Consider the following 13,546-nt stretch of genomic DNA (forward strand, 5'->3'; position numbering starts at 1 on the left):
CGCCGGACCCCCAGACGAACATTTGGAAAGCGTGTTGGGGGCAACCCCTCACGAGTTCGAATCTCGTATCCTCCGCCATTGCTCTCACCGGGCAATACGAAGAAGCCCTGACCCGTTTCGACTGGTCAGGGCCTTCTTCGCGTGCTGGCCCGAGTTGGACCGGTCTCGATCACGCGTCGCTGGGCGGTGGGCTCTTCGTGATCTTCCGTCTCAGTCGCGGCCTGAGGGCCCCTCGTTCGGGCCTCCCCGGCCTCTTCGCTCGCCTCCGGCGCGGTACCCCAGAGTGCGTCCCGAGGTCAGGAGGGTGTGGACCCCGACCGTGGTGATGTGAGGTACGACGAGTGAGGCCGCTGGTCTCCCCACGGCCTCGCCCGTCGCGCTGGACGCGTCTGCGGGATACTGCGAGCTACCGGCAGACGGTGCCTCGGGGCAGCGGCCGGAGCAGGCCGCCGATCTTGTCGGCGGGGTCCGTGAGCACCCCGTAGGTGAGGTACTGGTAGCGACGGCGCGTCCGGGCCGACTGGCCGGGCTCCCAGCCCACAATCGCGTCAACGATCGTGTCCGGGACGCCGGGAATCAGACCAGGGCGGTTTCTGGGGGCCATTCGACGTCGGTGGTTCGGTCTCGGTCTACCCGTTGCGCGAGTACCAGGCCAGTCCGCGGCGCCAGGCGGCGAGTCCCAGTACCGTTACGGCCATGGCCACCAGCGGGAAGGCGTAAACCAGGGCCTGCGAGAAGGGGACCGTGTCGGTGTGGCCGGTCAGCCAGGCGGCCGGGTAGTAGCCCGCGAAAGCAATCGGGACACCGAAGGTGAACACCGTTTGCAGAATCGTCGGGAAGACCGACAGCGGGTAGTTTCCGAAGGTTCCCGCGGTGTTGTCCAGCCAGAAGAACAGCGACTCGCTGCCCCGGAACCGCAGCACGAGCGCGGCGATGTGGAGGTTCAAGCCCAGCTCTATCACCGTGGCGCACACCATGGCCAGGAGGAGGAACAGCACTGCCCCGACCGTCCATTCGATGTCCAGCAGGGACAGACAGACGCTGAGCGAGACCGCGGCCACCACCAGGTCGCCCAGTGCGTTGACGGGCGCCTCGTACGTGAACACCTGGAGCAAGGTCGGTGCCGGGCGGGTGCGGAAGGCGTCGAAGCGGCCTTCGCGCAACAGATGCGGGACCAGTCCCAGATTTCCGAAGAAGAGCATGTACAGGCCGTGGCCCACCATGCGGATGCTGCTCACGAGCAGAATCTCACCGAGCTCCCAGCCATCCAGTGCGGGAAAGCGGCTGAAGATGACGGTGGCGAAGAGGACCACGGTGATCTGGTACGTCACACCGTTGGCCACGGCCATCGCGAAGTCCGCGCGATTGGCGAGTTGGCTGCGCAGTCCGGCCCGCAGGATCACCGTGGCCAGGAGAGGCGTCGAGACCGACCACGGTCTGACTGCTCTCCCCGTACAGCGCGCGCCAGAGCAGCACGTACAGGAAGACCTGGGTGACGATGACGAACGTCGTGGCGACGATGCGCGGCTTGTAGGCCCATTCGGTGCGCGGGACAAGGAACGCGAGCCGAAAGGCGCGTGGACGGCCGGCTGCCGTACTCGGGCTCACGGGGCGGGCCGGGGAGGGCGGCGTCATCACCCGGCCCGTCCCGTCGCCGTCGGCGCTTCCTCGTGGGAGCGGCCGTAGAGCGTGCGCAGCATGTCCTCGACCCGGGTGCCCTCGTACACCAGCGAACGCACGGGGTGAGCGGCGAGCAGCTCCGCGGTCACCTCGATGCGGTCGGACCCGGGCAGCGGGCGGACGCGCACGGTGGGCCCGTCGGCGGAGACGACCTCGGCGGTCAGCAGCCGCAGCGAGGGCGGCGGCGCCTCAACTCCACCACGAAGGTGTGCTGGTCACCGGATACGGCGGCGAGCCCCTCCCGTGACCCGTCATGGACCACCCGGCCCCGGTCGATGACCACGATCCGCTCGCAGAGCGCCTCGACCTCCCCCATGTCGTGCGTGGTGAGAATGATCGCGTGGTCCCCGGTGGCCGCCAGCCTGGCCAGCAGTGCCCGTACCTGGTCCTTGACCAGGACGTCGAGGCCGACCGTCGGCTCGTCCAGAAAGATCACCTGCGGCCGGTGCAGCAGGGCCGCCGCCAGGTCGCACCTGACGCGTTGGCCGAGGGAGAGGAAGCGGACCGGGGTGTCCCAGAACGGCGACAGCGAGAGAACACCGTCGAGTTCGGCCAGGGCGGAACGGTAGACGGGCTCGGCCAGTCCGTGGATGTCCCGCAGGATGTCGAAGGAGACCCGCGCCGGAAGGTCCCACCAGAGCTGGGTGCGCTGCCCGAAGGTGACTCCCATGGTGCGCGCGTTGCGCTCGCGGTCGGCGTACGGGTCCAGGCCCATGACCCGGACCGTTCCGGTCTCGGGCAGCAGCAGGCCCGTCATCAGCTTGATGAGCGTCGACTTGCCTGCCCCGTTCTGGCCGAGCAGCCCCACGAACTCCCCCTGGCCGACACGGAGATCCACATCGGCCAGGGCGACGGAGCGTCGCACCTTCCGCCGCCGCAAGGGCCGTCGGACACTCCATCGGCCCCCCGGGTCGAAGGACCGGAAGGTCTTTCCCGCCCCGGCGACGTCGATCACCGGCTCCCCGCCGGTCATGAGGCGGCCTCGCCCGCGGCCTCGGAGCCCCTGAGCACAGCGGTCGCCACCAGCGGCGCGAGCAACTCGCCCACCGCGGGGAGCCACTGGACGGGGATGACCCGGCGCAGCGCCCCCGGTGCGAGGGTGGCCAGTGCGGAACGCGCCGGGAAACGGCCTGGGTCCACCGCCCCACCCAGGTCGTGCAGCACGGCTCCGAGGGTGAAGGAAGGCCGTGGTCCACACCTCGGCGAGCAGGACGTCGCTGATCCGGTCGTGGACCAGGGAGCGGTGGGGCAGAACGTCCAGCGCCTCGCGCAGAGGTCCGACGGTCTCCTCCCTCCCGATGCCCCGTTCCAGCAGGGTCTCCTCGGCGGGACCGCGGCGCCAGCCGTCCGGCGCGGAGTCGTCGCGGGTGTAGACCACGGCCAGCTGCTCCCACCAGCAGAAGTAGGGCACGGCGCTCGGCGGCGGCAGAGTGCTGGAGCCGGGCCCGACAGAGGCCCCCGCACCGAGGGGGCCGTAGTTGGCGGAGTTGCGCGGCCCCATGACGTCGTTGCCGACCAGGCTGGGGGGGTTGGCATGATCCACCGGTTGTACGACCGGGGTGAGCTTCTCGATATCGGTCAGGTGATCGAGAAGGGTGACGTCGTCCGTGGCGTCGGCCACGGTGTTCGCCGCCGCGTACTCCGCGAAGGACCGTGCCCGGGAAGCGGGCAGTACGAGCGCCACGGAAGGCAGGTAGTCGTCGACCACCGGAGCCCAGTCGTGACCCAACAGGGCTGCGGCGCGGACAGCGTTGGCGGTGCGTGATCCCCACTCCGCGAACAGGCTGATGGCGGCGTCCGGCCTCGCCGCGACGAGGGCCCCCACCCGTTCGGCGAACCCGGGAGCGAGAATCGCGTCGTCCTGGATCACCAGGTGATGCGTGGCCGAGGGCGCCACCGTCTGCCAGGCGACACGGGCTGTGCGCAGGGCGGACGACGGGCCGTCCGGTTCGGGGTCGGTGACGACCACGGCCGCCAGTTCGGGGTGGGCTGCGGACAACCGCTCTGCGGCTGCCTGGCGGCGTGGGTGAGCCATGATCACGGTGGAGAGGCTGATCGGGCGGGGTGCGGCAGTCATAGGTCAGGGGTTCCGGTCTGACAGGGGGGCGGGGGACGGTAGCGGTTCGGGGGGTTCGGGGGGTTCGGGGGGCCGCGGTCGCCGCGGGCGGGTATCACCGCTCGGTCTTCCCGGACTCCGCGGAGCGCCCGCCGAGGAGTCCTGTCGCGTACCGCAGGGGCCCGAGCCAGTGCAGGACGGGCTGGGCCAGGAACGCGGGCACCAGCCGCAGTCCGCCGGGGGACGGGAGCTCGGCCCGCTCCCGGGCGCCTTGATGGGCCGCCAGCCAGAACTCCGCCCGGCGCACACACCACAGGGTGTGCACCACGGTGTAGCCGAGGGCGGCCGCGGCCCAGACGATCAGCTGCGCGTGCGCCTGGGCCAGAGCGAGGACGGTGACCGCGGCGAGGACCACCACCGGGCCGACGAACCACCAGAGGGTGTCGAGGAGTTCCTTGACGAACACCGCTGAGTTCCGTGGTTGGTGGGTCCGCAGGACGGGGTCGGTCAACAGCCGTCGCAGCCCCGCCAGACTCCCCTTCGCCACGATCGCGTAGGCGCTGCCGAGGGAACGGACGCTCGGGTACCGGTCGACGAGATCGAAGACCGGGAGCACCGGTGAACAAGCCCAGCCAACATGTGTTGCTCCCCCCGGTTCATGCTGTGCGGCCGGCGCTCCCGCCGATCGGTCCTGCCCGGCTGGGAGACGCCGACTCCCCGTTGGTCTGGACCAAAGCTGAGGCTAGACGCGGCTCCAGCTCTTCGCAAGCAATCAATGCGTCAGCCGGTTGATCAGGCCATGAATAGTCGAGTCTCGGCCATTGATGCCAGCGCATCCCGGAGCCGGACAGGCTTCCCCTGCACTCCCGACGGCATGCGGCCACCGTCCTCCGGAGCAGCCCTCAGTCGCATTCCGGAAAACTCGGATCAGCTCGGGTCGGACCAGGCAACCCAGGCCCCGGACCGCCCCTCTCACAGTGACGAAGCTCGTCTGGAATACATTGACCCAGGCGAGGCCGATCGCGCTCAGGGCCTTCCAATCAAGCTCAAGCCCGCCTGCGTTGCTCCGTCAAGCCACGTAGCGGTACGGCCCGTTGTCCGGTAAATGAGCGAGCGCCTGGTCTCAGTTCCGGTCTCATGCGCGAGTGTTCACCACAGTTCGCCGAGCCTGTAGTCACCAGCTCCGCCACAGGTCCAGACGCCCCCGACTGTTGCCGAACGGCCGAGTGCAGACTTGAAAGCGTGTTGGGGGCAACCCTCACGAGTTCTCGTCCGATAGGTCGCTCGAGTACGACTGGCGTTCACTCACCCCACTGTCCGCACCTACACCAGCAGGCGACGACAGAGACATCTAGAACCTCACGAACCGCCCTCTCGAAGCGGCGGGTGCGCGGGCCGGCAACAACGGCGCCTCTACGTCTTGGCCGAGCCTGGCTGGGTCGTAGGGATCCGGTGGCTGAAGAACAGCGCGATGATGGCGCTGAGGGCGAGGATGGCGAGTGCCGCCCGCAAACCGTCGATGCGTGCCTCGGAGTTCGCGTCGAGTGCGGCATCGGTCACGTCCGCGTTCGCGTCGGCGTCGGCGAGGGCCGTCTTGAGCTGGGCGTCCGACAGGAAGGGGGCACCGCTCTGGAGCTGGACACCCGATTGGTTTTTGACCTCGGCCGGGAGCGCCGGATTCTGTTCGACGCTGGTCAGGAACGAGGTGGTCAGTGTGGCGATCAGGATGGACCCGGCGAGTGCCGTACCGATCGAGGCCCCGAGATTGGTGACGGAATTCTGGATGCCTCCGACCTCGGCGCTCTGCTCGTCCGGCACCGCGGACACAGTGACCGAGCCGAGCTGGGAGGCGAGCGCGCCCATGCCCAAGCCGATCAGCAGCAGCGGGATTGTGACGATCTCCGCGTCGGCTTCCGCGTCCAGCGCGGCCATCAGGACCACCGCACCGGCGAACATCGCGAGGATGCCGAGCCGTACTACGCGTCGTGGTGAGACGTTCGGGAGAAGACGCGGGATCAGGATCGCGGCGGCCAGCAGGGTCAGGGAGAGCGGCAGGATGCGGGCGCCGGTCTTGAGCGCCGACAGGCCGAGCGCGACCGACAGATAGAGCGGTACGACGAAGAACACGCCCATCTGTACGAGGTACTGGAAGAAGAACATCGTCAGGCCGCCGGTGAGCTGCTTGTTCTCCAGCAGGGCCGGATTCACCAGTGGCTCCCCGCCCCTTCCGACGAGCCGGGCCTCCCAGCGGAGGAAGATCCAGATCAGGAACAGGCCCGCCAGCATCAGCCATACGACCGGTGAGACTCCCAGCAGCGAAGGCGCGTCGGGCTTCGGCCGGAACCAGCCCCACTGGTCCGAGCGCAGGACGCCGAACACGAAGATCCCGAGCCCCAGGGCGGAGAGCACGGCCCCGGCGAGGTCGATACGCGGACGCCTGTCGGGTGCCGCGTCGGCGACCCGCCGGGCCAGCACCAGGATGCCGAGCACAAGCACCACCTCTCCGGCGAACACCCAGCGCCAGGAGAAGTACGTCGTTGCCACACCTCCGATGAGTGGCCCCACCGCGATGGCCACGGCCCCGGCGGCGGCGACGAGTCCGTAGGCGGCGGGTCGGCGCTCCACGGTGAAGTTGCCGGCGACGAGCGCCACGATGGCAGGCAGGATCAGTGCTGCCCCGATTCCTTCCAGGAGTGCCCAGCCGACGAGCAGCACCGGCAGGTTCGGAGCCAGCGCCGTGGTCAGTGATCCGCATCCGTAGATGCAACAACCGATCATGAATGCCCGCTTGCGGCCGATGAGTGCACCGACCTTGCCACCGGGGATCATGAGCATGGCCATGACGAGGGTGTAGGCCGTGATCGCCCCCTGGATCCCGGTGACGGTCGAGTCCACGTCCTCTGCCACAGTGGCAATCGACACGTTCATGACGGAACTGTCGAGTGCCATGAGGAACTGGCCAGCCGCGAGCGTCAGCAGGACGACCCGCGCCGTTGTCGAGCCTCCGGGCGAGTCCACTTTGGCGGTCATTGTCTGATGGTCGCAACGTTCGTCGACTCTTGGTCCGCGACCCGCCATGGAGATGGGCCGGTTGGCGGTGGCCCCTTACCCAGGTCGCCGGCCCGGCGGTTGCCTCCGCAGGCGCTTCGCAAGCGGGGCCGCCGCCCGGCGGCAGGGGCTGTCCAGGTTCCTGAGGCATCCCGTCGGGAGCGGCAGTGCCCCGGCTTCATGGGACGCGCTACGCCGCAGGGAGAGGCGGCAGCCGCGGAGCGAGGCTGACTGAGCGCGCCTCTCGCCTGCTGTGCATCGGCCCCGACCCGGACCGGCCATGCGAGGAGGCCGCGCGGCGTTCGACAGCGCTTCAGTGAGCAGCGTTTCCGGTCCGGGCGTCGCCGTCCGGGGCGCCGCCCACGTCCAGGAACTCCCGGACCGCGAATCCGGCCAGCGTGAGGACGACCGTCCAGATCACGACCACCGTGGTCGGGTAGGTCCAGGTGAACAGGACGACTGCCGCGACAACCAGGATGGCGACCCCGATCCAGTGCTTGAAGCGGTGCACGAATCGTCCGACCGCTCCCAGGCGAAGCCCCGCCGACATCGCCACGTCGCGGAAGGCCGCAATGCCACTGCGGCAGCCCGTGCGGATGAGAACGGCGATACGGGACGGGCCGGTGAGGAAGGCGCCGAGGGCAGTGAAGAGGGCAACCGCAGCGAGCGCCCGCACGGCCGCGCGCAGGAACTTGACCAGTGCGTCGTACACGGCTCCGGCAGCCGCCTGGGACGTCTCGGGAGAGAGATGGTCGAGGTATACGTCCCGCGCAAACACCGCGACCACAGCCTGGAGCGACAGCAAGGCGGCGAAAGAATCAGCAGTACCGATCCGACGGAGCGGGAGAAGTGATGCCGTGCCGTCTGCGTCGGCACGGCACTCTCCAGAGCACCCACCCTGTGCCGCAGTTCTTCAAGTTCGCTGCGTTCCGGGGCCCCGGGGTCCAACGACACGAGTCAGGCCGCCCCACGCCGCGCAGCAGGAGGGGTAGCCGCAAGAAGCTCTGCGTATACGTCTCCGAAGGAACCGTTCGGCCTGCGCTGCCCGGTCTTCAACGAGGGACACTGGAGAAGGGAAGCGAACGGAGGACGACCATGCGAACTCTTTCCCCCGCCCGTCTGGCCAACACACTGACCGCGCGTGACCGAGAACGGCTCATGGAGCACGGTCACGAATCCAACTTCCTCGAGGGCACCCGGCTCTTCGAAGAAGGCAGCGTCGCCGACCGTTTCTGGATCGTGCGATCCGGTACGGTCACGCTGGACATGCGCTTGCCCGGCGGGGAACCGGCCCTGATCGAGCGGCTCGGCCCCGGCGAACTCGTCGGCTGGTCCTGGCTGCTTCGGCCCTACACCTGGCACAACAGCGCCGAAGCCGAGACGCCGGTACGCGCCTACGAGTTCAACGCGATGACTGTCCGTACGGCCATGGACGCAGACCCGGCCTTCGGCGCACTGATCGGTAACTGGGTGACATCAGTGCTCGCCTACCGACTGCAGGTCACCCGGCGCCGGCTGCTCGACGAGTACGCACTTCACGGCGGCACCGACACCACCTAAGAGAGCGTTGAGTCCCGTTCCTGGTGATGTTGTCGCCCGTTCGTGGGTGATGGGATGGTTCCGCCCTCGCGTCATGTCGTGTGCATGATGGGGTCGCGGGCATGGAACGGATGCCGTACGCGACTGATTTGTCGGACGGGCAGTGGGCGTTGATCGAGCCGCTGGTCACCGCGTGGAAGCAGGAGCGGGTAGCGCGGTCGGCGACCGGGGACTCCCAAGGTTCCGCCCGGTTGGGTCCTCCGCCACTGCTCTCACCGGGCAATACGTCGAAGGCCCCGGCCGGGACCTCCTGCGTTCCGCCGTGGCCCTCGCACCGGGGTCACGGCCGCCGACCGACTCCTCAGATCTGCACCACGTGCACGTCCTTGGCGTCCAGCGCCTTCAGATAGGCATCGAGGTCGGCCGGATCGCTGGTGAAGACCACGGCACTGCCATGTCGGGCCGCCGTCAGAGCCACCAGGGCATGCACGGCGTCCGGTCGCTTCTCGGGGGGCAGTTCTGCCGCACCGAGGGCGCTTCCGATGCGCTGCCATTCGGTGCTGTCCGGGCCGGTGGCGCACATGATGCAGGCCGTCTGCCCCACGCCGGTGGGGCGCATGGCTGGGGCCGAACTACGAACCTGCGGCACCGTGCAGTCCTTCATCACCCCGGCCAGGGCGTGCACAGTGGCGGGGCTGGGCCGCCAGACTTGTGCCAGTACCGGTCCGAGCACGAGCGCCCGATGCGGCGTGTCCTTGAGGCCGGTGTGCAGACGCACAGCCTTCGCGTTGCGATCCGCGAGCGCAATCAGCATGCCGGTGTCGTAGACCGGCACCCGGGAAGTCACGCCGCGTTACCGGATCGGGTGGCAGGACCGTCTGCGCCATAGACGAGCCCCATGGCCTCCTGCACCTCCTGCCGCTCCTGCTCCGTGAGATCGTCGTCGGCGACTTCAGGAAGCGGTGCCAGTGCGGCAGCCTCCGCCTCAGCTGCCGCGATCACCGCGTCAAGTCGGCCGGGCGAACACGTCCCTTCCTGTCGCGCCGCAAGAAGTCCGACCCCGGCATCGCGCCCGAGCTGCCGCCCAGGACCGAGACCGACCACGTCGTCCCGCTGACGGCCGAGCAGACCAGCCCGTACGAGGCACAGGTCCGCGAGACCATGGCGAAGATCGCGGAGTCGGAGGGCATCACCCCGCGCGGTCTGGTCCTCGAACCGCTCACCTCGCTGAAGCAGATCTGCAACCACCCCGCCCGGTACTCAGGAGCCTCAACCCTGCCGCGGCGAATCTTCGGGGCACCGGCGTATCCGGCCCGGCTCCCGGATCACAACCCGGTGTCAAGTCGTCCCGGATGGGACATAACCCTTGACGTTTAGGTTAGGCACACCTTATTCATTGAGGGCTCACAGGAACCAGGAAGGCATGCCATGCGAAGCCCCGCCACTCGTCGATTCGCCACCCTCGCCATAGGCGCCCTGCTCGCGCCGCTCGTCGCCGCCTGCGGCAGTGGCGAGGAGAAGGACGCTGCTGCGGGCACGAAGGCCGAGGAGAAGAACGGATCCCTCGTCATCTACTCCGGCCGCAACGAGGAGCTGATCGACCCGCTGCTCAGGAAGCTGGAAGCCGCCACCGGCACCAAGGTCGAGGTTCGCTACGGCGACAGCGCCGAGCTCGCCGCGCAGCTGCTGGAGGAGGGCGACAGGAGCAAGGCCGGCCTGTTCCTCTCCCAGGACGCCGGTGCTCTCGGTGCGCTCACCAAGGAGGGCCGCCTGGCGGCCCTGCCGACGAAGTCCCTGGACAAGGTCGACAAGGCGTTCCGCGCCGAGGACGGCACCTGGGTCGGCGTCTCCGGCCGGGCCCGCGTCATCGCGTACGCCCCGGACAAGGTCGCCAAGGCCCCGGACAGCGTGCACGAGCTGACCGGCTCCAAGTGGAAGGGCAAGGTCGCCTACGCACCGACCAACGCCTCCTTCCAGGCGTTCGTCACCGGCATGCGCGTCCTTGAGGGCGACGACGCCACCCGCACCTGGCTCAAGGACTTCAAGGCCAACGACCCCCAGGTGTACGAGAAGAACGGCGCCGTCCTCGACGCCGTCAACGACGGCACGGCCGAGCTCGGCCTGATCAACCACTACTACTGGTACGAGAAGGTCGCCGAGGAAGGCGCGGCCAAGGTCAAGGCCAAGCTGCACTTCCCGACCAAGGGTGACCCGGGCGCGCTCGTCAACGTCGCCGGCGTCGGCGTCCTCAAGGGCAGCGACCAGAGCACAGCCGCCCAGAAGGCCGTCGAGTTCCTGCTCTCCGCGGAGGCGCAGACCTACTTCGCCGACGAGACCAAGGAGTACCCGCTGGCCTCGGGCGTCACCAGCAAGGTCGAGAACCTTCCGCCGCTGAGCTCCATCGACGCCCCCGCCATCGACCTGAGCAAGCTGGAATCGCTCAAGGTGACACTGGAGATGATCCAGGAAGCCGGGATGGTCTGAGAACCATGAGCACATCGGGGACGCCGGTCCACGCGAACCGGTCGGCGCCCGCCGGTACCACCCAGCGCCCTGACGACGCCGACGCGTCGTCGGGGCGCGGGCGTGCCAGGCAGCGGCCTCCTCTTCTCCTCGTCGGCTTGGCGTCGGTGGCCGCGGTCGTGGCGCTGCTGCCGCTGATCTACCTGGGTGTACGGGCGCTGGAGCGCGGCCCCGGATACGCCTGGAGCGTCGTCGCCCACGAGCGGACCGTCGAACTGCTCGCCCGCAGCCTGGGACTGACCGCCGTCGTCGTCACCGCCTGTCTGGTCCTGGGCATCTCGCTGGCCTGGCTGACGGTCCGCACCGCGCTGCCCGGCGCCCGCGCATGGTCCGTGCTGGCCACCCTGCCGCTCGCCGTGCCCAGCTACGTCGCGGCCTTCGCCTGGATCTCCGCCGATCCCGGCCTCGCCGGCTTCACAGGTGCGGCGTTCGCCCTCACCCTGGTCAGCTACCCGTACGTGTACCTGCCCGTGGCCGCCGCCCTGCGCGGTATCGATCCCGCCCAGGAAGAGGCCGCCCGATCCCTCGGGCACGGCCCGGCGCGCACCTTCCTCCGCGTCACGCTGCCGCAGCTGCGCCCCGCCGCGGCCGGTGGCGGACTGCTCGTCGCCCTGTACGTGCTCTCCGACTTCGGCGCGGTCTCGATCATGCGGTACGAGACGTTCACCAGGGCCATCCACACCTCGTACAAGGCCAGCTTCGACCGCACGCCCGCCGCCGCGCTCAGCGTGGTACTCGTCGTGATGACCGTGCTGCTCGTCGCCGCCGAGGCCCGCACCCGGGGCCGCGCCGGACACGCCCGCACCGGCGGGGGCGCGCCCAGGCCCGCACCCCCGGCCCGACTGGGCAGGTTCACCTGGCCCGCCCTCGGCTGGTGCTCCCTCGTCGCGGCTGCCGGAGTGGCCTTCCCCGTCGGCACCCTCGTCTACTGGCTGGCCGTCGGCAACTCCGGCACCTGGGAACCCGGCGTGCTCCTCGAGACGGCCGGAACAACCCTGGGCGTCGCCGCGCTGGGCGCCGCGGTCACGACCCTCCTCGCCCTGCCCGTCGGCATCCTCGCCGCCCGCCACCGGGGGCGTGCCGCGCACCTTCTGGAGCAGGCCGCGTACGCGGGACACGCCGTGCCCGGCATCACCGTCGCGCTCGCGATGGTCTTCCTCGCCGTCCGCTACGCGTACCCGCTCTACCAGCAGCTACCGCTGCTGGTCGCCGCCTACGCGGTGCTGTTCCTGCCCGTCGCCGTGGCCGCCACCCGGGCCGCCGTCCTCCAGTCGCCCCCCGTCCTGGAGGACGTGGCCCGCTCGCTCGGACGTGGCCCGCTGAGGGTCCTGCGCGAGGTCACCGTGCCGCTCGCGGCCCCCGGAGTCGCGGCCGGTGCCGCACTCACCTTCGTCGTCTGCATGAAAGAGCTGCCCGCCACCCTGCTGCTGCGGCCGACCGGCATGGAAACCCTCGCCACCCGGCTGTGGACGGAGACCGGCACCGGTTCCTTCGCGGCCGCCGCACCTTACGCCGCCGTCCTCATCCTGATCGCCGCCGTCCCCTCGTACCTCCTCGGAAGGCACCGCACATGACCGACCTGCGGATCACCGGGCTCATCAAGTCCTACGACGACGCGACGCGGGTGCTCGACGGTCTGGACCTCACCGTGCCGGACGGCCGGCTGGCCGCCGTCCTGGGCCCCTCCGGCTGCGGCAAGACCACCATGCTGCGGATCCTCGCCGGCTTCCTGCGCGCCGACGGCGGCACGGTGGAGTTGGGCGGCCGGGTCGTCGCCGGCCCCGGCGTCCACCTGCCGCCCGAGCGCCGCCGGATCGGGATCGTGCCCCAGGAAGGCGCCCTGTTCCCGCACCTGAACGTGGCCCGCAACGTGGCCTTCGGTCTGCCGGGTGTCCCCGTGGCCGAGCGCCGCAGGCGCACCGAGGAGATGCTGGAGCTGGTGGGCCTGCCCGGGTACGGGAACCGGATGCCGCACGAGCTGTCCGGCGGCCAGCAGCAACGCATCGCCCTGGCCCGCGCGCTGGCCCCCAAACCCGGGCTCGTGCTGCTCGACGAGCCCTTCAACGCCCTCGACAGCGCCCTGCGCGCGGGCGTGCGTGCCGATGTGCGCGCCGCACTGCGGGCCACGGGCGCCACGGGCGTGCTGGTCACCCACGACCAGCAGGAGGCGCTCTCCACCGCGGACCTGGTCGCGGTGGTGCGGGCGGGCCGGGTCGCCCAGTGCGCGGCCCCCGAGGAGGTCTACCGGAGCCCCGCGGACCCCTGGGTGGCCGGCTTCGTCGGCGACGCCGTCCTCCTGCCCGGTACCGTCGAGGGCGCCACGGCCCTCACCGCGCTGGGCCCGGTCCCGCTGGCCGGCGCCGGGAAGGACTCCACCGCCGGCGGCGGCACCGGGACGGTCGTCCTGCGCCCGGAGCAGCTCACGCTGACCGAGGCGGGCGTGGACCGCCCCCCGGGCACGGTGGTGGACGTGCACTTCTACGGCCACGACGCGATGGTCGTCGTCGCGGTTCCCGGGCTCGACACCCCGGTGTCGGTCCGGGTCTCCGGGCCGGTCGGGGTGCGTCCCGGCGAGAAGACCGGGATCGCGGTCACCGGCAGGACAGTCCTCCACAGCGCACCCTGACCGCGCCGCACCGCCTCCCCGGTCCGGCGAGGAACCCAGCGGCGTCGGCGACCGGGCCGGGGGCCGGTGAACCC

The 13,546-nt window shown here is 70.0% G+C and carries 12 protein-coding genes and 2 pseudogenes; 6 read left to right on the plus strand and 8 right to left on the minus strand.

The genetic code is table 11. The features are described 5' to 3' along the window. Positions 1-406: 406 nt before the first annotated feature. The 7 genes from IG90_RS42730 to IG90_RS0132060 all read right to left on the minus strand — a co-directional run bounded on the left by IG90_RS42730 (position 407) and on the right by IG90_RS0132060 (position 7,589). Positions 407-604, minus strand: coding sequence for a hypothetical protein (locus IG90_RS42730; RefSeq protein ID WP_078585486.1), 198 nt, complete (start codon positions 602-604; stop codon positions 407-409). A 25-nt stretch (positions 605-629) separates the two neighbouring features. After that, positions 630-1,403 carry an ABC transporter permease gene (locus tag IG90_RS0132035; protein ID WP_051860342.1) on the minus strand — a complete coding sequence of 258 codons (774 nt, stop codon included), beginning with the start codon at positions 1,401-1,403 and terminating at the stop codon, positions 630-632. A gap of 231 nt (positions 1,404-1,634) precedes the next feature. Then, on the minus strand, positions 1,635-1,808 hold the full coding sequence (locus IG90_RS44480) for a hypothetical protein (protein WP_157846369.1): 174 nt from the start codon (positions 1,806-1,808) through the stop codon (positions 1,635-1,637). 32 nt (positions 1,809-1,840) lie between these two features. Further along, on the minus strand, positions 1,841-3,757 hold the full coding sequence (locus IG90_RS46290; protein ID WP_051860343.1) for an ATP-binding cassette domain-containing protein: 1,917 nt from the start codon (positions 3,755-3,757) through the stop codon (positions 1,841-1,843). A 94-nt stretch (positions 3,758-3,851) separates the two neighbouring features. Further along, a complete protein-coding gene (locus tag IG90_RS0132050; protein WP_030592537.1) occupies positions 3,852-4,352 on the minus strand; it encodes a hypothetical protein in 501 nt (166 codons plus the stop codon). 797 nt (positions 4,353-5,149) lie between these two features. Continuing rightward, entirely contained in the window at positions 5,150-6,766 is a 1,617-nt protein-coding gene (locus IG90_RS0132055) for an MFS transporter (protein WP_030592540.1), read from the minus strand. 331 nt (positions 6,767-7,097) lie between these two features. Further along, entirely contained in the window at positions 7,098-7,589 is a 492-nt protein-coding gene (locus IG90_RS0132060; RefSeq protein ID WP_233436141.1) for a hypothetical protein, read from the minus strand. A gap of 353 nt (positions 7,590-7,942) precedes the next feature. On the opposite strand from IG90_RS0132060, the gene IG90_RS0132065 reads away from it, so the two are divergent. Together IG90_RS0132065 and IG90_RS46295 are read left to right on the plus strand one after the other, a co-directional pair. Further along, positions 7,943-8,344 carry a cyclic nucleotide-binding domain-containing protein gene (locus IG90_RS0132065; RefSeq protein ID WP_033894835.1) on the plus strand — a complete coding sequence of 134 codons (402 nt, stop codon included), beginning with the start codon at positions 7,943-7,945 and terminating at the stop codon, positions 8,342-8,344. A gap of 101 nt (positions 8,345-8,445) precedes the next feature. Next, positions 8,446-8,553, plus strand: a pseudogene (locus tag IG90_RS46295) (IS5/IS1182 family transposase); the annotation flags it as partial. Between the two features lie 131 nt (positions 8,554-8,684). Here IG90_RS46295 and IG90_RS0132070 read toward each other — a convergent pair. After that, positions 8,685-9,137, minus strand: coding sequence for a hypothetical protein (locus IG90_RS0132070; protein WP_245170736.1), 453 nt, complete (start codon positions 9,135-9,137; stop codon positions 8,685-8,687). 212 nt (positions 9,138-9,349) lie between these two features. Here IG90_RS0132070 and IG90_RS46300 point away from each other — a divergent pair. The 4 genes and pseudogenes from IG90_RS46300 to IG90_RS0132095 form a co-directional block, all read left to right on the plus strand. Continuing rightward, positions 9,350-9,583 (plus strand): annotated as a pseudogene (locus IG90_RS46300) (SNF2-related protein); the annotation flags it as partial. A 168-nt stretch (positions 9,584-9,751) separates the two neighbouring features. Then, positions 9,752-10,807 (plus strand): iron ABC transporter substrate-binding protein, encoded by a 1,056-nt coding sequence (locus IG90_RS0132085; RefSeq protein ID WP_030592555.1) that lies wholly within the window; start codon positions 9,752-9,754, stop codon positions 10,805-10,807. Positions 10,808-10,812: 5 nt separating this feature from the next. After that, entirely contained in the window at positions 10,813-12,420 is a 1,608-nt protein-coding gene (locus IG90_RS0132090) for an ABC transporter permease (protein ID WP_030592558.1), read from the plus strand. Next, entirely contained in the window at positions 12,417-13,472 is a 1,056-nt protein-coding gene (locus IG90_RS0132095; protein ID WP_030592561.1) for an ABC transporter ATP-binding protein, read from the plus strand. The genes IG90_RS0132090 and IG90_RS0132095 overlap by 4 nt, the downstream gene beginning before the upstream one ends. The last annotated feature ends 74 nt before the right edge of the window (positions 13,473-13,546 follow it).

Origin of the sequence: Streptomyces anulatus, assembly GCF_000721175.1 — a bacterium.
GTDB classification, from domain to species: Bacteria; Actinomycetota; Actinomycetes; order Streptomycetales; family Streptomycetaceae; genus Streptomyces; species Streptomyces anulatus_C.